The 21757-nt window shown below is 48.7% G+C and carries 21 protein-coding genes; 14 read left to right on the forward strand and 7 right to left on the reverse strand.

Going from position 1 to position 21757, the window contains the following annotated elements; all coding sequences use genetic code 11:
• Positions 1-197: 197 nt before the first annotated feature.
• The 3 genes from ttrA to ttrB are packed head-to-tail and all read right to left on the reverse strand — an operon-like array spanning position 198 to position 5010.
• A complete protein-coding gene (ttrA, locus tag J4614_RS01920; protein WP_000002373.1) occupies positions 198-3260 on the reverse strand; it encodes a tetrathionate reductase subunit TtrA in 3063 nt (1020 codons plus the stop codon).
• Entirely contained in the window at positions 3253-4275 is a 1023-nt protein-coding gene (gene ttrC / locus J4614_RS01925) for a tetrathionate reductase subunit TtrC (RefSeq protein ID WP_000149762.1), read from the reverse strand. The genes ttrA and ttrC overlap by 8 nt, the downstream gene beginning before the upstream one ends.
• Positions 4276-5010, reverse strand: a complete 735-nt coding sequence (gene ttrB, locus J4614_RS01930; protein ID WP_001667155.1) for a tetrathionate reductase subunit TtrB — start codon at positions 5008-5010, stop codon at positions 4276-4278.
• Positions 5011-5191: 181 nt separating this feature from the next.
• Between ttrB and ttrS the strand changes: the two genes are divergently transcribed.
• The 3 genes from ttrS to fumD all read left to right on the forward strand — a co-directional run bounded on the left by ttrS (position 5192) and on the right by fumD (position 7875).
• The gene (ttrS, locus tag J4614_RS01935; protein ID WP_001214424.1) at positions 5192-6970 is read left to right on the forward strand and encodes a tetrathionate respiration histidine kinase TtrS; all 1779 of its coding nucleotides are present in this window, start codon (positions 5192-5194) and stop codon (positions 6968-6970) included.
• Positions 6945-7565 (forward strand): tetrathionate respiration response regulator TtrR, encoded by a 621-nt coding sequence (ttrR, locus tag J4614_RS01940; RefSeq protein WP_000190933.1) that lies wholly within the window; start codon positions 6945-6947, stop codon positions 7563-7565. Before ttrS ends, ttrR begins: the two co-directional genes overlap by 26 nt.
• 97 nt (positions 7566-7662) lie before the next feature.
• The gene (gene fumD / locus J4614_RS01945) at positions 7663-7875 is read left to right on the forward strand and encodes a fumarate hydratase FumD (protein WP_000165779.1); all 213 of its coding nucleotides are present in this window, start codon (positions 7663-7665) and stop codon (positions 7873-7875) included.
• Between the two features lie 109 nt (positions 7876-7984).
• Here the strand turns inward: fumD and mlrB are convergent, their stop codons facing one another.
• From mlrB to J4614_RS01965, 4 genes are all read right to left on the reverse strand, one after another.
• Positions 7985-8944: a transcriptional regulator MlrB gene (gene mlrB / locus J4614_RS01950; RefSeq protein WP_111769307.1), complete on the reverse strand. Its 960-nt coding sequence runs from the start codon at positions 8942-8944 to the stop codon at positions 7985-7987.
• Positions 8945-9115: 171 nt separating this feature from the next.
• A complete protein-coding gene (locus J4614_RS01955; protein ID WP_001527807.1) occupies positions 9116-9844 on the reverse strand; it encodes a MerR family transcriptional regulator in 729 nt (242 codons plus the stop codon).
• A 178-nt stretch (positions 9845-10022) separates the two neighbouring features.
• Positions 10023-10661, reverse strand: a complete 639-nt coding sequence (locus J4614_RS01960) for a two component system response regulator (RefSeq protein ID WP_000666335.1) — start codon at positions 10659-10661, stop codon at positions 10023-10025.
• A 30-nt stretch (positions 10662-10691) separates the two neighbouring features.
• Entirely contained in the window at positions 10692-13454 is a 2763-nt protein-coding gene (locus J4614_RS01965; protein ID WP_001050750.1) for a two component system sensor kinase, read from the reverse strand.
• A 400-nt stretch (positions 13455-13854) separates the two neighbouring features.
• Here J4614_RS01965 and spiC point away from each other — a divergent pair, with 400 nt between their 5' ends.
• The 11 genes from spiC (at position 13855) to sscB (ending at position 21754) form a co-directional block, all read left to right on the forward strand.
• A complete protein-coding gene (gene spiC, locus J4614_RS01970; protein ID WP_001562740.1) occupies positions 13855-14256 on the forward strand; it encodes an SPI-2 type III secretion system protein SpiC in 402 nt (133 codons plus the stop codon).
• Position 14257: 1 nt separating this feature from the next.
• On the forward strand, positions 14258-15751 hold the full coding sequence (spiA, locus tag J4614_RS01975) for an SPI-2 type III secretion system protein SpiA (RefSeq protein WP_000261289.1): 1494 nt from the start codon (positions 14258-14260) through the stop codon (positions 15749-15751).
• Positions 15732-16943, forward strand: coding sequence for a SctD family type III secretion system inner membrane ring subunit SsaD (gene ssaD, locus J4614_RS01980; protein ID WP_000323795.1), 1212 nt, complete (start codon positions 15732-15734; stop codon positions 16941-16943). The genes spiA and ssaD overlap by 20 nt, the downstream gene beginning before the upstream one ends.
• A gap of 7 nt (positions 16944-16950) precedes the next feature.
• The gene (gene ssaE / locus J4614_RS01985; protein WP_000210202.1) at positions 16951-17193 is read left to right on the forward strand and encodes a YscE family type III secretion system co-chaperone SsaE; all 243 of its coding nucleotides are present in this window, start codon (positions 16951-16953) and stop codon (positions 17191-17193) included.
• Positions 17194-17395: 202 nt separating this feature from the next.
• Positions 17396-17722, forward strand: coding sequence for an SPI-2 type III secretion system chaperone SseA (gene sseA / locus J4614_RS01990; protein ID WP_000972856.1), 327 nt, complete (start codon positions 17396-17398; stop codon positions 17720-17722).
• Between the two features lie 6 nt (positions 17723-17728).
• Positions 17729-18319 (forward strand): SPI-2 type III secretion system translocon protein SseB, encoded by a 591-nt coding sequence (gene sseB / locus J4614_RS01995; RefSeq protein ID WP_000094428.1) that lies wholly within the window; start codon positions 17729-17731, stop codon positions 18317-18319.
• Positions 18316-18789, forward strand: a complete 474-nt coding sequence (gene sscA, locus J4614_RS02000; protein ID WP_000711021.1) for a SycD/LcrH family type III secretion system chaperone SscA — start codon at positions 18316-18318, stop codon at positions 18787-18789. Before sseB ends, sscA begins: the two co-directional genes overlap by 4 nt.
• A gap of 2 nt (positions 18790-18791) precedes the next feature.
• Positions 18792-20246 carry an SPI-2 type III secretion system translocon protein SseC gene (gene sseC, locus J4614_RS02005; RefSeq protein WP_208293041.1) on the forward strand — a complete coding sequence of 485 codons (1455 nt, stop codon included), beginning with the start codon at positions 18792-18794 and terminating at the stop codon, positions 20244-20246.
• A 15-nt stretch (positions 20247-20261) separates the two neighbouring features.
• Positions 20262-20849, forward strand: a complete 588-nt coding sequence (gene sseD / locus J4614_RS02010; protein ID WP_000388319.1) for an SPI-2 type III secretion system translocon protein SseD — start codon at positions 20262-20264, stop codon at positions 20847-20849.
• 2 nt (positions 20850-20851) lie between these two features.
• Positions 20852-21268 (forward strand): LcrR family type III secretion system chaperone SseE, encoded by a 417-nt coding sequence (gene sseE / locus J4614_RS02015; RefSeq protein WP_000249602.1) that lies wholly within the window; start codon positions 20852-20854, stop codon positions 21266-21268.
• A 51-nt stretch (positions 21269-21319) separates the two neighbouring features.
• The gene (gene sscB, locus J4614_RS02020; protein WP_000979963.1) at positions 21320-21754 is read left to right on the forward strand and encodes a SycD/LcrH family type III secretion system chaperone SscB; all 435 of its coding nucleotides are present in this window, start codon (positions 21320-21322) and stop codon (positions 21752-21754) included.
• The last annotated feature ends 3 nt before the right edge of the window (positions 21755-21757 follow it).

The raw sequence follows: 21757 nt of genomic DNA on the forward strand, positions 1-21757 counted from the left end.
ATGTGTTAAATATTAATTGCTTACAGAAGGGGAAAATAGTTTTGTGAGTGTTGTCATATATTTTCTATGTAATATGACGGGGTGAACGTAAAATAGTTGGGCTTGCACGATTCAGTGAGTATATGCAGCCGGACAGCGTTCGCTTATCAGTCGCTACCCTCGACGAAATAAGACGATATCGCTCTCCGGCCCTGGGGTTATATACGCTCGATTTTTGCCGGTAGCCCCTGACGTACCGCCGCGCCAGAAACCCAGTCGAGCCAGGTGTTGGTAATGGTTCTTGTCGGATCGGCAAAGCCCAGATCGTTAAGATTTATGCCTGCCCTGATTTGTGGATCATACGGCATAGGCACGCCATCCAGAGAGTGCTGCGTTGCGCCCATCTCGCGGTGACCATATCCGTGTTCGATGGCGATGACGCCTGGCATCACGCCATTTAACAAACTGATTTGCGCCACGACCTGACCGCCCGGCGTAATGATCCGTACCCGATCGCCATGTTGCAGTCCATAACGCTCGCCGTCTTGCGGATTCAGCGCCACCAGGTTTGCTGGCTTCACATGGTGTAAGCGCGGGATGACGGCTGTTGAGCTGGACATGGTGTTTGATTTAAATGAAATCAGTTTCAGCGGCCACTGTCCAATGGGAAACTGGTCGTCAATCGCACGACCATCTGACAAACGCGCCGGATACCAGACCGGGCAACCGCTGAAACGCTCCCCGGTGATGGCGTGACGGTGGGCGGCGACATCTGCATTCCAGATCTGTAAGGGTTTTTTCCACGCGTTACCTAACCGTTGCTCCGTATAGCCGCTATCCTCGGGCGCAAACCGGCCGCCACGCGAGTAGATAAACGCCACGCGATCGACCTCATCAGCTTTAAGCGTGTGCTGAATTGCTGGCAGAATGCGGCTGACGCCGGTAAGCGAAATATCTTCCTGATTTGCCGGCGCGACCGGCGTCTTGCCCATAAAGGCGATATTAGCGGCTACGCGCAGATAGAAATCTTCCGCCCGGTTCAGTGGAAAAGCATTGCCCTGCGGATCGGTTATCGCCCGGTCGCCGAAGCCGGGCAGATGGAGCCGTTTTGCTACCGCAATACAAAATGCTTCCATTGAGACAGGTTGCCCGTCCGCCGTTCGGCGAGTGGCGGGGGCGACAACCGGCCAGCGGGCGGTAGTGGCTTTACTGGCTACGCCGCCCCAGGGTGCCGTAAAGCCCCAGCTCTCAAAATTGTGCGTATCCGGCACAATGTAATCCGCCAGCGCCGTCGTTTCATTCATAAAGGCGTCAATCGCGATAAAGAGCGGCAATCGGCGAGGGTCTTTTAGCTTTTCTTCCGCCACGGCGCGTAGACCGGGAACACCGTAAAACGGGTTGCTCATATTGGAAATCCAGGCTTTAAGCGGATAAGGATAGCCTTCGAGTGCGGAGGTCAACAGTTCGGTAAGCTGGCCTGCCACAAAGGGATACCACGGCGCTTTGGCTGGATAAGGGGATTGCCCGCCGGCAATTTTGTCGCGGTATTCTTCCGATGCTTCATAAGCGGTTTTGCTACGGGCAATACTTAACCCGGACGGTTTCACTTTTCCGGCAAAACTGTTCATGTTGTAGCGGGGGCCGTCGCTAACGCCGTTGAATTTGCCGCCGCCGACAAAGACGCCGCCGGACAAGCTGAGGTTGCCGATCAGCGCGTTAAGCATCATGACCGACCAGGCGTTATAAAACCCATTGCCGGCCATCATGCCGCCGTGACTGATGACCGCGGCTTTACGTCCGTGACCGGTAAAGGTTTCCGCCAGCGCGATAATTTGCGCTTCCGGCACGCCGCACTGTTCGCTGTATTGCGCCAACGAGAGCTTTTCTGCCGCCTCTTTCAGGCGTTGCAACCCGCTCTTCACCGTGACCCGTTGGCCGTCGGCGAGCGTAACGTACTGCGTCACGAAAAGCCGTGCCTGTCGGCAAGTGGACGCATCGACCAACTCGCCGTCGGTATTCAGCACGACGGGGGTCTCTTCGCCATCGGGCGTAAGATGGCGCAGCGTCAGGTGTTGTCCGGCAAGCGTCGGCAGTTCATCCGCAATGACCAGGTGCGTGGCGTTGGTCCAACTTTGCTCGCCGGCCTGCTGCATCGCTTGTACGCCGGGAATCGCCAGATAATCAGCATTATAACGTTGATTATCCATGATCCAGCGGATCATCCCCATTGCCAGCGCCGAATCGCTGCCGGGCATAACCGGTTGCCAGCGACCGCGAGGATCGGCGAGCACCGTTGATAAGGGCAGGGCAGGGGCGACCACGACGTATTGAAAATTCTCACGCAGCCGGGCGCTCGCCAACTGACGCGCCTGGCGTTTAAACGGATTGCCGGACTGTGCCGGGGAGGTGCCCATAAAGAGCGCAAACTCCACGTTTTCCCAGTCGGGTTTGACATGCGGGTTTTTATCCAGATCGCCCATCAGCGCCCCGGAGCCGGCCCGGTAAGCTAGTCCACAGTAGGCGCCATGCGCGCCGAAATTCTTGCTGCCGAAGCTATTTAGCGCAAAACGACGCAGAAACGCATCGCGGCCTTCGTCGCTGGTATTCGTGACCAGTAACTGATTGGTTTTGGGCCCGAAACTGGGATGCTTTGCGTCAATTGGCGTATCCGGCGCATGAATAGCGCGCAGTCCGTCCACATGACCTTCGCCAAACAGATCGCCGCCTTCCACGACTTCTTCAATAAGCTGCTCAAAGCTGATGCGCTGCCATTTCCCTTCGCCGCGTTTACCCACGCGTTTCATTGGTTCAAGCAGTCGCAGCGGACTGTACAGGCTTTCCAGCAGCGTGGCGCCGCGCGCGCAGGCGGTTGAGCGGGCGTCAAGACCGCTTTCTCCCGCCAGTTGCTCCATGGCTTCGCTAAAAGGGACGGACGAGTCAATCGGGTGTTCCTGCGACAAGGGGTGATAGGGATTGCCGGCGATGCGTATCACTTTGCCATCGGCATTAACCCGGGCGCGGATACCGCACTGTGTCCAACAGCCGAAGCATTGCGTCATGGCGATGGTTTGTTGTGGATTTTGCTGCCAGTGCGTTTGCGCCTGCGCCTCCGGAATTAACGCATTGCCAAAGATGCGGTCGCGCGTTACCTTGCCGGATGTCCCGTTTAACAGGCCATCAATTGCGCGTTTCGCCACATCACGGTAGCTCAGACCAAAAGTGACCATCCCACCGACGGCGAGACCGACTTTTAGCCACTGACGACGGGTTAAATTAGCCATGTTGTAATCTCCTGGTGAGTCCGTTCAGCGTTTCACGAATAATAATCAGTAGCGCTATCCACAGGCCGAAGGTGCCGAGAATAGCCAGCCAGCCATCCGTTCCGCCTGGTAACGAGTAAGGGTTAAATTGCGCGTTGAACTTGGGTACGGTTTGTACCTGAATCAACAATGTCCAGCGTATCAGCCAACATAGCGCCAGCGCGCTCAGAGCCAGCAGAACGCGTCTTAGCTGCGATAACGGATGACGTAGCGCCAGGCTACAGAACAGCAGCGTGAATACCCACAGCGCTAGCCAGCCGACAGCGTAATATTTGGCTGACAGGGCGACGGAAATCCACTGACGGATTGCCGTGCCGGAAAGCGTATCGCCGCTGACCCACATGGCCACGACCAGCCCCAGCGCCGCCAGCGTCCAGAGTTGTCCCCACAATATTTTTGGCAGCCTTACCGAGTCGCGTCGGGCGGCGACAATCATCAGCGCGAAGAACGCCTGTAAGGCGCTAAGAAACATCGCCACGGGGAAGGCGTAGCTAAACCAGATTGGGCGCGCCAGCACAACGGAGACTTCGCGGCCGGTATAAATCAACAGGCCCACCGCGCAAAGCGCGCTGGCTAACGCCAACCATTTAGTGACGTTGTAACTTTTATTGAATAATCGTTTTATTTGCTGCGCCAGGAACCACAGAGCGAGAAATCCGGTAAACAGCGGCAGGAACAACGCTCCCCAGGGCATCCACGACCAGGGCGTCGGCCAGGCATAGAAATGCCAGACGCGGGCGGTCTGGTGCAGATCCGCCGTCAGCGCCAGCGGTGCGGTAATCGCACAGGTAATGGCAATCAGTAATGCCCGATTTTCTTCTGTTGCGGCGTCTTTTTTCCGCCAGTGAAGATAACAGGCAAACAGTGCGGCGCAGGCGGCAATGCCAATAAAAAAGAAATATTGTACCGCCCACGGCAGCCAGCTAATGTCCTGCGGGTGAGCCAGCACTTCTTCAATGATGAGTGAATGCGTCATTCAGACCTCCTGCCAAAGCGCGGGCTGCGCACGGCCCATTAATGGGGTGACAAAGGCGTCGTCCAGACCCAGGTAGAAAACATGGGGCAACGTGCCGTTTTCCGGCTTTAATACCTTGATAGCGTCGCGATGTTGATGAAGCATGGTGGCGATGCGGCTATGGGGATCTTTGATATCGCCAATAATACGCGCGCCGCCGACGCAGGACTCTACGCAAGCGGGTAACAGTCCGGCTTCCAGACGATGGACGCAAAACGTGCATTTATCGGCAGTTTGCGTTTCATGATTGATAAATCGGGCGTCGTAAGGACACGCCTGGACACAATAGGCGCAGCCGACGCAGCGTTTGTTATCCACCACCACAATGCCGTCTTCCCGCTGAAAGGTGGCTTGTACCGGGCAGACCGGCACACAGGGGGGGTTATCGCAATGGTTGCACAGACGCGGCAACAGCACATTCGTGACTTCCTGACTACCTTCACGCTGGACCTGGTATTGGTTCACCGTCGTACGAAACGCGCCCTGCGGCGTTTGGTTTTCAATAGTGCAACTTACGGTACAGGACTGACAGCCGATACAACGCCGCAGGTCGATAAGCATGGCGTAACGGTGTCGGGGAGAGCCTTCATGCCGCTCCGGCGAAAAAGGAAATTTCGCTTCAGCCAGCGGAACCAGCGAGGCGCCAGCGGTCAGGACGCCGAGCTGCTGGAGAAATTGCCGTTTACTGCTGTCCATATTGACTCCCGTCCACATTGCCAACAATGAAACATTTGTCACGATGTTGGTTCATGTGTAATGAATAAAAAATGTTGATGATTTACAGTGTAAAAATCGAGACGGGGTGCGCTCTATTGTGGTTAACCACATACCCGGCTTGTTGTTGATCTAAAACAACATAATTGACAGGGATATTGGGGTGAGAGGTAAAACCGTAAGGCGCCTGGCGGTGTTGGCGGCAGTAGGGCTACTTTGTCATGGCGCGTGGGCAGGGACGTGGAATATCGGTGTTTTGGCCATGCGCGGCGAGGCGTCTACGCGTAGCCACTGGCAACCGTTGGCAAAGACATTAAGCCAACAGCTTCCAGGCGAAACCTTTCACATCCAGCCGCTGGATCTGCATCAAATGCAGGAGGCCGTTAACCAGGGAACCGTGCAGTTTGTGATAACCAACCCGGCGCAATTTGTCCAACTGAACAGCCATGCGCCGCTCCGCTGGTTAGCTTCCCTGCGCTCCACGCGCGATGGGAAAGCGGTGAGTAATGTTATTGGCAGCGTGATTTTGACCCGGCGCGATAGCGGCATCACCACGGCGCATGATCTCATCGGTAAGACAGTCGGCGCGATTGATGCTCAGGCGTTTGGCGGCTATTTATTAGGCTATAAAGCGCTCAGCGACGCGGGCTTACGCCCGGAGCGCGATTTTCATCTTCGTTTTACCGGATTTCCTGGCGATGCCTTAGTCTATATGCTGCGCGAAAAAGCGGTGCAGGCGGCAATTGTGCCAGTGTGCCTGTTAGAAAATATGGATCAGGAAGGATTGATTAATAAAAAGGACTTTATCGCGCTGCTTTCCCGACCGACGCCCCTACCTTGCTTAACCAGTACGCCGTTATATCCTGACTGGTCGTTCGCGGCGCTACCTGCGGTAAGCGATGCGTTGGCGGATCGCGTAACGCGAGCGCTATTCAACGCGCCCGCCGCCGCGCCATTTCACTGGGGCGCGCCTGCGTCCACCAGTCAGGTGGAAGCGTTGCTGCGCGATGTTCGTCAGCACCCTCAGCAGCGTCGACTGTGGCTGGATGTCAAAAGTTGGTTAATCCAGCACCAGCTAATGGTCGGCGGCGTGATTCTGGCGTTCCTGTTGCTCACGCTCAATTATATTTGGGTCATGCTGCTGGTGCGTCGACGTGGAAAGCAACTGGAACGTAATAGCGTAGTCCTTCATCAGCATGAGCGGGCGCTGGAAACCGCCCGGCAAATGAGCGTGTTGGGTGAAATGACCTCCGGGTTTGCCCATGAGCTTAATCAGCCGCTTTCCGCGATTCGACATTATGCCCAGGGGTGCCTGATTCGACTGCGCGTTGCAGATGAACAGCATCCCTTGCTGCCGGCGCTGGAGCAGATTGACCAGCAGGCGCAACGCGGTGCGGATACTCTGCGTAACCTGCGTCACTGGGTTAGCCAGGCGCAGGGCAACCCGGTGCTAACCGAAGCGTGGAAGGCCATAGCCATTCGCGAGGCGATTGATCATGTCTGGCAATTGTTGCGTATGGCGCAACAGTTTCCGACAGTGACTCTGCATACCGAGGTTAGCGCTGCGCTGCGCGTAACGCTGCCATCAATGCTGCTGGAACAGGTGCTGGCGAATATCATTCTTAATGCGGCTCAGGCGGGCGCCACCCATTTATGGGTCGTTGCTGAACGTACTGAAAACGGCATCAGTATCGTTTTACAGGATAACGCCGGGGGAATCGACGAGGCGCTATTACGTCAGGCGTTTCAGCCGTTTATGACCACCCGCAAAGAGGGGATGGGCTTAGGGCTGGCGATTTGCCAGCGGCTGGTGCGGTATGGGCGGGGCGATATCAGCATCAGGAACCAGACCGCGCCGGATGGTCTGTCGGGAACGGTGGTCACGATACATTTCTTACATGAACATGGGGGCAGGGATGGCGACAATTCATCTACTGGATGATGATACGGCGGTCACTAACGCGTGCGCGTTTTTACTGGAAAGTCTGGGATATGACGTAAAATGCTGGACGCAGGGGGCGGATTTTTTGGCGCAGGCCAGTCTGTATCAGGTCGGAGTCGTATTACTGGATATGCGAATGCCGGTACTGGATGGGCAGGGCGTTCATGATGCGTTGCGCCAGTGCGGAAGTACCCTGGCGGTTGTTTTTCTTACCGGGCATGGCGATGTACCGATGGCCGTGGAGCAGATGAAACGCGGTGCCGTCGATTTTCTGCAAAAACCGGTATCGGTAAGACCGCTACAGGCGGCGCTGGAGCGTGCGCTGACGGTTTCATCGGCAGCGGTGGCGCGCCGTGAGATTATACTTTGTTACCAGCAGTTGACGCCGAAAGAGCGTGAGCTGGCCAGCCTGGTGGCAAAAGGATTTATGAACCGTGAAATTGCGGAAGCGATGAATATCGCGGTGCGTACCGTAGAGGTGCACCGCGCCAGAGTCATGGAAAAAATGCAGGCCGGTAGCCTGGCGGAACTGATTAGGCGTTTCGAAAAAATGGCCTCGCCAGAGACCAGAATACGAACAACGTATGAACCATGAATAATAAACTGCGTTATTTCTTTGATTTGCATCAAATTTTGTTTAATAGAGAAGACTGTTATATTCTGTTGGTTTGATCTGGCGACGAGTAAAACGTATGACAAAACCGACAAAAGATGACGAGCTGTACCGCGAGATGTGCCGGGTGGTGGGCAAGGTCGTGCTGGAAATGCGCGATTTGGGGCAGGAGCCTAAATATATTGTTATTGCGGGCGTGCTAAGAACCGCGCTGGCGAATCAACGCATCCAACGTAGCGCGTTAGAAAAACAGGCTATGGAAACCGTGATTAACGCTCTGGCGCGGTCATAGCCGCTATCAGGGTGGAAACAGTCTGTTGGCAATAACGAAATCGCCTTTGAATTGTCGCTATTGTCACCATGGCGGGCAGGTTGCCCGCCGTTAGCGATGCGCAGGGTTATCAGTTGATGGCTAAGCGCAGCCCTAATGTATCAGGGTACGGCTCAAAATAATTCTGGCTGCGTAGATAGTCATCCGGATGTTCCGCCAGATAGTGCTTCAGCAGCGTTAACGGTGCCAGGATAGGTAGTCGGCCCGCCCGGTAGCCGAGAATCACCTCGCGTAATTCCGCGCGTTGCCTGCTGTTCAACGCGCGGTGAAAATAGCCTTGGATATGCATCAGCACATTGGTGTGATTTTTACGTGAAGCGGGGTGTCGCAGGATAGCCATCAGTTTTTCTCTGTATCGGACAAAGAAGGCATCCAGATCGTCCCACTCATGCAGACGCGCGACGAAAGGGCCAATTTCGCGGTAGCCGGCCTGGTGGTGGGCGAGAAGCTGAAGTTTGTATCGGCTATGAAACGCGAGCAAACTGTGACGACACAAGCCCTGCGCGCGTAGCGCATTTAATTCATGTAGCGCGAAAATACGTGCGATGAAATTTTCGCGTAGTACCGGATCGTGCAGGCGACCATCTTCCTCTATCGGCAGCCAGGGATATTTGTCCATCATCGCGGCGGTAAACAGCCCCGTGCCAGCTTTGCGGCCCCTGTTACCCTTTTCATCATACAGGCGAACGCGCTCCATTCCGCAACTGGGCGATTTTGCACACACAATAAACCCCGCCAGTTCGCCTATTGTTGGCAGAAACCGATCGGCAAAGGCATTCATTCGCTCGGTAACGTCATCGTGCGGGGCATGGCTATAGCGCATCCGAATGTCGCCACAGGTCGTCTGGATAAGACGCAGCGCAGGGCGGGGCACGGGCAGGCCGATCGCCACCTCCGGGCAGATCGGTTTGTAGGCCACCCACGGTGCCAGAGAGTTCATGACGAAATCCATACGCTTATGTCCGCCATCAAAGCGTACCGCGGCGCCAGTCAGACATCCGCTAATGCCGACTACGGGTTTGTTATTCATGATTCCCCCTTATTGAAAGTACGACGACTGACGCCAATGGCGCAAAATGTTATCTCATGCTGATTTAAAACTTACACAACTTTGTTTTTTTGTCTAAGTTTTCGCGGAGATTTTTTTGATGTAGTTAAATATCAATAAGATAGAATGAGGGGAAGAAATCTATTTCAGCGCTTATAGTGTGATAACCTCCAGCGAAGCGACCACGTTGCGCCACTGGGCAAGCTGTTTTTTCTGCCCGGCAGTGAGCTTTCCGGTGGTCACCAGGAACCATTTTCTCTGGGCGAACAGCTCGGGCGCCAGCATGGCTGGTGGAGAGGGAAGCACATTGAGCCGCAGCTCTTGTCCGGTACGAGTCAACGCTTCCAGCCAGATTTCACAGTGATCCGAGAGATGCCATCCGCTAATAAAGGCATTGTTGCCAGGCGCTTTTCTGTCGCTTTCAAGGCAAAAAGAGGTGTAGGCAATAATGATGCCATCCAGTATTTCGCGCAGCGTCATCACGGCGGGAAGATGCGCGGACACTTTGCTGCGCAACGGACGCAATAAATGGGTCACCAGTTCTGCGCGGGGATATTCCCGGCCACAGTCATAAATCAACTGCCGCAGCGCGTCAATTCGCCCTTCGTGGAGATGTTGAAGCATCGTCTCCTGGATCGTTATCCAGTTATCGCCCAGGCGAATGACCGGACGCGACAGTAAGGGTTTGACCTGGCTTATCGGTACGCCTTTTCTCACCCAGTCGAGGATGCTAAGCGCTTGTCGAATATCGTCATCGCTGTATAAGCGATGTCCGCCATCAGTACGCTGCGGTTTCAATAAACCATAGCGTCGCTGCCATGCCCTTAGCGTGGCGGCATTGATACCGCATAGTCTGGCAAATTCGCCGATAGAATACGACATGGTAAAGCCCGTTAAATAAGGGGATTCTACTATATCATGATTAAATGAAGACTAAGGTAGTGATAAATGGTGCGGCATACCAGGGCATCCGTATGGATTTTGTCGATGATGAGCAATACTGCGTGGCGTAAGGCTCATCAAAATATGACCAATGCTTAATACCATCGGATGCCCCTGGTTAATACTCTATTAACCTCATTCTTCGGGCGCAGTTAAGTAACTCTGTCACTTTATGAACCTGTAGCTTTCTCATCATATTCATCCGGTGTGTTTCGACGGTTTTTATACTGATATGTAGCTTTTCGCTGATCCCATGATTGGTATACCCCTCGTCAATAAGTTTAAGAACCTGACGTTCGCGCAAAGTAAGCAGTTGATGATTGGTCGTGTCAGCGTTTAATTCAGCCAGGATAGCTTCCCGATTCAACGTCGGGTCAATGTAACGCTTGTTTACTGCTACTGTTTGCAATGCCGCTAACAGAACTTGCTGACTACTGCTTTTTAAAACATAGCCATTAGCACCTGCGGCTAAAGTTTTAATGGTCATATACTCTTGTTGGTATGCTGTGTAAACCAGAATATTCATTGCTGGCCAACGCTGATGTAATTGGGGAATGATATCCAGGCCATTGATGCCAGGTAAACTAAGATCAAGGATAAGTATGTCAGGCTCGTATGCGCAACAGGCATTATAAACCTCAAGACCATTTTTAACATGTTCTACAATTTTAAAATGAGGCCAGGGTAGTAAGGCATTCATAATGCCGTTAATGATGATTTCATGATCGTCTACTAATAAGATCTTATATTCTTTCATTTTGCTGCCCTCGCGAAAATTAAGATAATATTAAGTAATGGTGTAGTTTTTGAAGATTATACGTATTTTCTGGCGTAAGTCGGTTAGTTCCTCCAGCGCGATGATTTTCCCCATTTTTACGCGATTCTCAATGTCTATGACATAGCATACCAATTCAGTCTGCCCTATTTGACCTAAACAGCCTTTTAATGTGTGAATTAACTGATCGATTTTTTTTCCAGCCGATACGGCATTTTCAATATCAGCCAGCAAGAGGTCCAGTGATTGGAAAATCTTGCTATTAATGACCATATCATCTGTCGCCAGTAGCGCTGAGCAGCGACTCGGATCCTGCTCCTGTAGCTCTATATTTCGCAAAAGTTGATATTCTGCGGCAATACTGATATAGCGAGCTAAGGTAGCCAACGTCACTGGTTTGGTAATGTAATGATGAATCCCATTTTTTTTACAACGATGAATATCTTCTGTCGCTACGCTAGCGGATAGCGCCACAAACATGCAGTCAGGATCTAAATTATTCGGCTCATCGTGCCATAATTGTACACATTCAATACCATCTATTTCTGGCATTCTAATGTCAATCAGTACTAAATCGAATCGCTGCTGTTGTGATAAAGTCAGAGCCTCGTTACTACTGGCGGCAATAGTGACGTGTTGGCCCAGGCTGACAAGCATTTTGCCGATGATATCCCGATTAATATCGGCATCATCAACCAAAAGAATCTGCAACTGCCAGGGTGGTAACAAATTATTTATTACTGGTATATTTGGTGTACACAATATTAACTGTTGCGCCAGGTCGTAAAGTTTTCCGGGGAAATACAAAAGCTCTGCGTTGAGAAGCGCATTTTGCTGGTGGGGTGGCTCGCCGCGTATTCCCCAGCAAGCCAGTTGGCGATGCAGGCAGAACGGCGCTGACAGTGTCCCTTTAATTGGTTGAGGCGGCTGGTATTCTTGTAAGGGTAATACTAGCGAGACACAGGTTCCAACCCCGGGGACACTTTTTAGTGTCAGATTACCGCCCATCATTTTAGCCAGGCTTGACGCAATAGTCAGTCCAATTCCTGTACCTTGCGAATTTGTGTCTGCTTGATAAAAAGCAGTAAAGATTTGAGACTGCTGCTGTATTTCAATCCCTTTACCGCTATCGCTAACCAGAAATATTAATTGTTCCTCATGACGCTTGACCGTCAGACGTATCCCTCCGGTTTCGGTAAATTTTACCGCGTTCCCGAGTAAATTAACCAAAATTTGCCGTAAACGGATACTGTCGGTATGAAAATAGAGAGGGACATGTTGACCGACAAAAGTACGTAATGACAGTTTTTTGCTTTGCGCCGGCCCCTGGATGGTTTGCATTGCCTGGTCCAGTAACGGCAGTAACGCTGTTTCTTCCATATGTAATGTGAAATGACCAGACTCGATGCGTGAAAAATCCAGCAGATTATTAATAATAGCTAACAAAGACAGTGTACAATTCCTGGCGGTATCAGCTAATCCTTGCTGCTCTATGTTTAAAGGGGTGGTTTGTAATAATTCAATCGCACCGAGTACGCCATTCATCGGAGTACGTAACTCATGACTTATTACCGTAAGATGAATGCTTTTACGTTTGTTAGCTTGCTCAGCGCGTTTTTTTGCTTCATTTAGCGCCTGGGTGCGCTCTGCGACTTTGTTTTCCAGATTGTCGTATTGGACTTGTAGAGTATCAAGCAGTTGGTTAAAAGCACCGGCAATACTATCTAATTCATCCAGTCGTTGTGCTGGTAAACGTGTGCTCAGCGGTGCAGTTGCGGTTTTATTAATGACATCGACAAAACGCCATAACGGTTTGGCCAGTGAGCGATGTAGCAACCAACAAAAAGCCGACGTCATCAACACCAATGCTGTTAATGTAAAGGGGATTTGTTGAAGGATAATTTTTAAGATGCGATTATGTAGATTACCGTATGGGTACAGCGTAACCAGACTCCATCCGGGGCCATGCAAGGTTGTGCGTAATATCAGAAATCCGGGAATTTGCTGCCATCCATCATGCAGCGTTACATTTTCTAACTGTGTACGTATTTTTTGCGGGATGTATGAAAACGGCAATAAGTGGTTGTTTTGATCCAGCCATACTCGAATACTATCATCTAATGGCAGGTGGCTCTTAGTAATGAGATCAGGAAGTTTAACCGTCACCCCAAAAAATACGCCTTGCTGATCGGCAACCGCAACGGAAGCGTGCCATCCTTTGCCGTTTATGTATTCTGGTTCACTCCAGTAAAACCCGGCATGGGTTGGGTATAAAGGAAAGCTTTTTCGCGTTAAAGGCTGTAGAGTTGAATAATCTGAAGGGTTATCAGTAGATAATAACGAAATCTCATTTTTATGGTTAAGAATAAAACTATCGCGACGAAAGCTTTTTTCATCGATATCAGAGGACTGCAGAAAGATACGGTGCTTCTCTCCGTTTAGCGTCGGCGTGCAATTTGAAGGACCGACAGAAAGATGCCGGCTCACCTCAGGGAAAATATCGTTATGATGAATCTCAGTCGCTAATGAGCATTGATACATTAAGTTTTTAGCGTCACGCTCAGCCTCTTCAAATCGTTGATTGCTTAGTACAATATTCATCTCGGATAGAACAGATAAGTCCTCTATTATATGCTGCCGTTTCTGAACCATTGATATATAAGCTGCAATAAGCACAGATAGCAGCCAAATAATTATTATTGTTAATAAAAATAAAAAAGTTAGCCTGATTACTAAAGATGTTTGCAGCGTATTCTTGAGATTGAGCAAATTCATAATGCTTTCCTTCAGTTGCCTGTTGCAAAATCTTTGGCACTTGATCACTATCGCAGTACATATAGTTTCATCAGAAGATTAATCGATGGTGTTATCATTAGGAAGGTAAATTTCTTCATATATAACCCAGTCGATGACTACAATTACTTTTTAATAAAGCGGCGATGTAAAAACATCGTAACAGTTTATTTAATAAATAATTTTTCAAATTGTAATTTTTTATGTCAATACTGAAAGTGTAATTGTGAATTTATCGGAAAATCCGAATGATAGAATCGCCTGTCACAAGGTGTATGTAGACAGCATCTTGATATTGTACAAGAAGAGTATAGTCGAAATAAATGTGAATCAGGCTTTTTACGGATGTGGTTGTGAGCGAATTTGATAGAAACTCTCATTTATGTCTGAGGAGGGATTCATGCTGGCAGTTTTAAAAGGCATTCCATTAATTCAGGATATCAAGGCCGAAGGTAATAGCCGATCCTGGATAATGACTATTGATGGGCATCCTGCCAGAGGAGAAATTTTCTCAGAAGCATTTTCTATTTCTTTGTTCTTAAATGACCTGGAAAGCTTACCTAAGCCTTGTCTTGCCTATGTGACACTACTGCTTGCAGCACACCCGGATGTCCATGATTATGCTATACAGCTCACAGCGGATGGAGGATGGTTAAACGGTTATTATACCACAAGTAGTAGCTCTGAGCTTATTGCTATTGAGATAGAAAAACACCTGGCTTTAACTTGCATTTTAAAAAATGTAATACGCAATCACCATAAACTTTATTCGGGTGGGGTATAAAATGGTAGTAAATAAACGTTTAATTTTAATTTTACTATTTATACTCAATACGGCAAAGAGTGATGAGTTATCATGGAAAGGTAATGACTTCACCCTTTATGCCAGACAAATGCCATTAGCAGAGGTTTTACATCTGCTCTCAGAGAACTATGATACGGCTATTACTATTAGCCCATTGATAACAGCTACATTTAGTGGAAAAATTCCGCCTGGACCACCGGTCGATATTTTGAATAACCTGGCAGCACAATATGATTTGCTTACCTGGTTTGATGGCAGCATGTTATATGTATATCCTGCATCGTTATTAAAACATCAGGTTATCACTTTCAATATTTTATCTACTGGGCGGTTCATTCATTACTTACGCAGCCAGAATATCCTTTCATCACCGGGATGCGAGGTTAAAGAAATTACCGGTACCAGCGCTGTGGAGGTGAGCGGTGTTCCCAGTTGCCTGACCCGTATTAGTCAATTAGCTTCAGTGCTGGATAATGCGTTAATCAAACGAAAAGACAGTGCGGTGAGTGTAAGTATATATACGCTTAAGTATGCCACTGCGATGGATACCCAATACCAATATCGCGATCAGTCCGTCGTGGTTCCTGGGGTCGTGAGTGTATTGCGTGAGATGAGTAAAACCAGCGTCCCGGCGTCATCGACGAACAATGGTTCACCCGCTACACAGGCATTGCCCATGTTTGCTGCCGACCCACGCCAGAATGCAGTGATCGTTCGTGATTATGCGGCCAATATGGCCGGGTATCGGAAACTCATCACAGAATTAGATCAACGCCAGCAGATGATAGAGATTTCGGTGAAAATTATCGATGTTAATGCTGGCGATATTAACCAGTTAGGCATCGACTGGGGAACGGCAGTGTCGCTGGGTGGCAAGAAAATTGCGTTCAATACAGGTTTGAATGACGGTGGAGCTAGCGGTTTTTCAACGGTAATCAGCGATACCTCAAACTTTATGGTGCGTTTGAATGCCCTGGAAAAAAGCTCTCAGGCTTATGTACTTTCCCAGCCATCTGTGGTGACTTTAAATAATATCCAGGCTGTGCTGGATAAGAATATTACTTTCTATACCAAACTGCAGGGAGAAAAAGTGGCTAAACTTGAATCCATCACTACGGGTTCTTTGTTGCGCGTTACACCTCGCTTGTTAAATGACAATGGCACGCAAAAAATAATGCTTAATCTTAATATTCAGGATGGACAACAAAGTGATACGCAAAGCGAAACAGACCCGCTGCCCGAAGTGCAAAATTCTGAAATTGCTTCGCAGGCCACATTATTGGCCGGACAAAGTCTATTGCTGGGAGGATTTAAACAAGGTAAACAAATCCACTCGCAAAACAAAATTCCTTTATTGGGCGATATTCCTGTCGTAGGTCATTTGTTTCGCAATGATACGACTCAAGTACATAGTGTAATCAGGCTTTTTTTGATTAAAGCCTCAGTAGTAAATAATGGCATATCTCATGGTTAATCCAAAGAGCTCATGGAAAATACGTTTTTTAGGTCACGTTTTACAAGGCCGGGAAGTATGGCTGAATGAAGGTAACCTGTCACTGGGGGAGAAAGGATGCGATATTTGTATTCCGCTTACTATAAATGAAAAAATTATTCTGAGAGAACAGGCAGATAGTTTATTTGTTGATGCCGGGAAAGCCAGAGTTAAAGTTAACGGCCGCAGATTTAATCCAAATAAGCCGCTACCATCCAGTGGGGTTTTGCAGGTTGCGGGAGTGGCTATCGCGTTTGGTAAACAGGATTGTGAACTTGCTGATTATCAAATACCCGTTTCCAGATCAGGGTACTGGTGGTTGGCTGGCGTATTCTTGATTTTCATCGGTGGAATGGGGGTCCTGTTAAGTATTGGCGGTCAGCCTGAAACGGTAAATGACTTACCTTTGCGGGTTAAGTTTTTATTAGACAAAAGCAATATTCATTATGTGCGGGCGCAATGGAAAGAAGATGGCAGCCTGCAGTTGTCCGGTTATTGCTCGTCAAGCGAACAGATGCAAAAGGTGAGAGCGACTCTCGAATCATGGGGGGTCATGTATCGGGATGGTGTAATCTGTGATGACTTATTGGTACGAGAAGTGCAGGATGTTTTGATAAAAATGGGTTACCCGCATGCTGAAGTATCCAGCGAAGGGCCGGGAAGCGTGTTAATTCATGATGATATACAAATGGATCAGCAATGGCGTAAGGTTCAACCATTACTTGCAGATATTCCCGGGTTATTGCACTGGCAGATTAGTCATTCTCATCAGTCTCAGGGGGATGATATTATTTCTGCGATAATAGAGAACGGTTTAGTGGGGCTTGTCAATGTTACGCCAATGCGGCGCTCTTTTGTTATCAGTGGTGTACTGGATGAATCTCATCAACGCATTTTGCAAGAAACGTTAGCAGCATTAAAGAAAAAGGACCCCGCTCTTTCTTTAATTTATCAGGATATTGCGCCTTCTCATGATGAAAGCAAGTATCTGCCTGCGCCAGTGGCTGGCTTTGTACAGAGTCGCCATGGTAATTACTTATTACTGACGAATAAAGAGCGTTTACGTGTAGGGGCATTGTTACCCAATGGGGGAGAAATTGTCCATCTGAGTGCCGATGTGGTAACGATTAAACATAATGATACTTTGATTAACTATCCATTAGATTTTAAGTGAGTGGAAAATGACAACTCTGACCCGGTTAGAAGATTTGCTGCTTCATTCGCGTGAAGAGGCCAAAGGCATAATTTTACAATTAAGGGCTGCCCGGAAACAGTTAGAAGAGAACAACGGTAAGTTACAGGATCCGCAGCAATATCAGCAAAACACCTTATTGCTTGAAGCGATCGAGCAGGCCGAAAATATCATCAACATTATTTATTATCGTTACCATAACAGCGCACTTGTAGTGAGTGAGCAAGAGTAAAGTAAAAATATCTTAGAGCCTATCCCACCAGGCGTTAATTGGCGCAGCCAGCCTGGACACGGATAGCGCGCAAAAACCGGAGCGTACACGTAGTACGTGAGGATTTTGAGCACTGCCCAGGTCCAAAATGGCAAGTAAAATAGCTCTAATGGGATAGGCTCTTAGTTAGCACGTTAATTATCTATCGTGTATATGGAGGGGAATGATGATAAAGAAAAAGGCTGCGTTTAGTGAATATCGTGATTTAGAGCAAAGTTACATGCAGCTAAATCACTGTCTTAAAAAATTTCACCAAATCCGGGCTAAGGTGAGTCAACAGCTTGCTGAAAGTGCAGAGAGCCCCAAAAAGAGCAGAGAGACAGAGAGTATTCTTCATAACCTATTTCCACAAGGCGTTGCCGGGGTTAACCAGGAGGCCGAGAAGGATTTAAAGAAAATAGTAAGTTTGTTTAAACAACTTGAAGTACGACTGAAACAACTTAATGCTCAAGCCCCGGTGGAGATACCGTCAGGAAAAACAAAAAGGTAAAGCATAATGTCTTCAGGAAACATCTTATGGGGAAGTCAAAACCCTATTGTGTTTAAAAATAGTTTCGGCGTTAGCAACACTGATACCGGGGGGCAGGATGACTTATCCCAGCAAAATCCGTTTGCCGAAGGGTATGGTGTTTTGCTTATTCTCCTTATGGTTATTCAGGCTATTGCAAACGATAAATTTATTGAAGTCCAGAAGAACGCTGAACGTGCCAGAAATACCCAGGAAAAGTCAAATGAGATGGATGAGGTGATTGCTAAAGCAGCAAAAGGGGATGCTAAAACCAAAGAGGAGGTGCCTGATGACGTAATTAAATACATGCGCGATCACGGTATTCTCATCGATGGTATGACCATTGATGATTATATGGCTAAATATGGCGATCATGGGAAGCTGGATAAAGGTGGTCTACAGGCGATCAAAGCGGCTTTGGATAATGACGCCAACCGGAATACCGATCTTATGAGTCAGGGGCAGATAACAATTCAAAAAATGTCTCAGGAGCTTAACGCTGTCCTTACCCAACTGACAGGGCTTATCAGTAAGTGGGGGGAAATTTCCAGTATGATAGCGCAGAAAACGTACTCATGAAAAAAGACCCGACCCTACAACAGGCACATGACACGATGCGGTTTTTCCGGCGTGGCGGCTCGCTGCGTATGTTGTTGGATGACGATGTTACACAGCCGCTTAATACACTGTATCGCTATGCCATGCAGCTTATGGATGTAAAAGAGTTCGCCGGCGCAGCGCGACTTTTTCAATTGCTGACGATATATGATGCCTGGTCATTTGACTACTGGTTTCGGTTAGGGGAATGCTGCCAGGCTCAAAAACATTGGGGGGAAGCGATATACGCCTATGGACGCGCGGCACAAATTAAGATTGATGCGCCGCAGGCGCCATGGGCCGCAGCGGAATGCTATCTCGCGTGTGATAACGTCTGTTATGCAATAAAAGCGCTAAAGGCTGTGGTGCGTATTTGCGGCGAGGTCAGTGAACATCAAATCCTCCGACTACGTGCAGAAAAGATGTTACAGCAACTTTCTGACAGGAGCTAAAAATGAATCGAATTCACAGTAATAGCGATAGCGCCGCAGGAGTAACCGCCTTAACACATCATCACTTAAGCAATGTCAGTTGCGTTTCCTCGGGTTCGCTGGGAAAGCGCCAGCATCGTGTGAATTCTACTTTTGGCGATGGCAACGCCGCGTGTCTGCTGTCAGGGAAAATTAGTCTTCAGGAGGCAAGCAATGCGTTGAAGCAACTGCTTGATGCCGTACCCGGAAATCATAAGCGTCTATCATTGCCTGACTTTTTGCAGACCAATCCCGCGGTTTTATCAATGATGATGACGACATTAATACTCAGTGTTTTTGGTAATAACGCTCAATCGTTATGCCAACAGCTTGAGCGGGCAACTGAGGTGCAAAATGCATTACGTGATAAGCAGGTAAAGGAGTATCAGGAGCAGATCCAGAAAGCGATAGAGCAGGAGGATAAAGCGCGTAAAGCGGGCATTTTTGGCGCTATTTTTGACTGGATTACCGGCATATTTGAAACCGTGATTGGCGCCTTAAAGGTTGTGGAAGGTTTTCTGTCCGGTAATCCCGCAGAAATGGCTAGCGGCGTAGCTTATATAGCCGCAGGTTGTGCAGGAATGGTTAAAGCCGGAGCCGAAACGGCAATGATGTGCGGTGCTGACCACGATACCTGTCAGGCGATTATTGACGTGACAAGTAAGATTCAATTTGGTTGTGAAGCCGTCGCGCTGGCACTGGATGTTTTCCAGATTGGCCGTGCTTTTATGGCGACGAGAGGTTTATCTGGCGCAGCTGCAAAAGTGCTTGACTCCGGCTTAGGCGAAGAAATGGTTGAGCGTATGGTTGGTGCAGGGGAAGCAGAAATAGAGGAGTTGGCTGAAAAGTTTGGCGAAGAAGTGAGCGAAAGTTTTCTCAAACAATTTGAGCCGCTTGAACGTGAAATGGTTATGGCGAATGAGATGGCAGAGGAGTCTGCCGAGTTTTCTCGTGAGGTAGAAAATAATATGACGCGAAGCGCGGGAAAAAGCTTTACGAAAGAGGGGGTGAAAGCCATGGCAAAAGCAGCGGCAAAAGAAGCCCTGGAAAAATATGCGCAAGAAGGGGGAAAATTTCTGTTAAAAAATTTTCGTAAGAAAGTTCTCTGGAATATGTTCCAAAAAATCCTGTATGCCTTACTGAGGGATTGTTCATTTAAAGGCTTACAGGCTATCAGATGTGCAACCGAGGGTGCCAGTCAGATGAATACTGGCATGGTTAACACAGAAAAAGCGAAGCTCGAAAAGAAAATAGAGCAATTAATAACTCAGCAACGATTTCTGGATTTCATAATGCAACAAACGGAAGACCAAAAAAAGATAGAACAAAAACGCTTAGAGGAGCTTTATAAGAGTAGCGGTGCCGCGCTTAGAGATGTATTAGATACCATTGATCACTATAGTAGCGTTCAGGCGAGAATAGCTGGCTGTCGCGCTTAATCTGAGGATAAAAATATGGAAGCGAGTAACGTAGCACTGGTATTACCAGCGCCTTCCTTGTTAACGCCTTCTTCCAGTCAAGCTCCCTCCGGGGAGGGAATGGGTACTGAATCAATGCTTCTGTTATTTGATGATATCTGGACGAAGCTAATGGAGCTTGCCAAAAAGTTGCGCGATATCATGCGCAGCTATAACGTAGTAAAACAACGGCTGGGCTGGGAACTGCAAGTCAATGTTTTACAGACGCAAATGAAAACAATTGATCAAGCGTTTAAAGCATCAATGATTACTGCGGGTGGCGCAATATTGTCGGGAGTGCTGACGATAGGATTAGGGGCTGTAGGCGGGGAAACCGGTCTTATAGCGGGTCAAGCCGTAGGCCACACAGCTGGGGGCGTCATGGGCCTGGGGGCTGGTGTAGCGCAACGTCAAAGTGATCAAGATAAAGCGATTGCCGACCTGCAACAAAATGGGGCCCAATCTTATAATAAATCCCTGATGGATATTATGGAGAAAGCGGCTGAAATTATGCAGCAAATCATCGGTGTGGGGTCGTCACTGGTCTCGGTTCTTGCTGAAATACTCCGGGCATTAACGAGGTAAATATGGTGCAAGAAATAGAGCAATGGTTGCGTCGGCATCAGGTGTTTACTGAGCCTGCATATTTAGGGGAGACCGCCATATTACTTGGGCAACAGTTTATATTATCGCCTTACCTGGTGATCTATCGTATTGAGGCAAAAGAAATGATTATTTGTGAGTTCAGGCGCCTGACGCCCGGGCAACCTCGACCACAGCAATTGTTTCACTTACTGGGACTTTTACGCGGGATATTTGTGCATCACCCGCAGTTAACATGTTTAAAGATGTTGATAATCACCGACGTTCTGGATGAAAAAAAAGCCCTGCTACGCAGGAAATTATTGCGCATCCTGACAGTAATGGGAGCGACCTTTACACAGCTTGATGGCGATAACTGGACAGTTTTATCCGCCGAGCATCTTATCCAGCGACGTTTTTAAATGACCTTCCTGACGTAAATCATTATCACGTGAAAATAACAATCAATAGGTATGATGATGAAAGAAGATCAGAAAAATAAAATACCCGAAGACATTCTGAAACAGCTATTATCCGTTGATCCGGAAACCGTTTATGCCAGTGGTTACGCCTCATGGCAGGAGGGGGATTATTCGCGCGCCGTAATCGATTTTAGCTGGCTGGTGATGGCCCAGCCATGGAGTTGGCGTGCCCATATTGCATTGGCTGGCACCTGGATGATGCTTAAAGAATACACGACGGCCATTAATTTCTATGGACATGCCTTGATGCTGGATGCCAGCCATCCAGAACCGGTTTACCAAACGGGCGTCTGTCTCAAAATGATGGGGGAACCCGGGTTGGCGAGAGAGGCTTTTCAAACCGCAATCAAGATGAGTTATGCGGATGCCTCATGGAGTGAGATTCGCCAGAATGCGCAAATAATGGTTGATACTCTTATTGCTTAAATA

The organism is Salmonella sp. 32031103-2018-00083-FB-01-SM-01, assembly GCF_017571995.1.
GTDB lineage: Bacteria > Pseudomonadota > Gammaproteobacteria > Enterobacterales > Enterobacteriaceae > Salmonella > Salmonella enterica.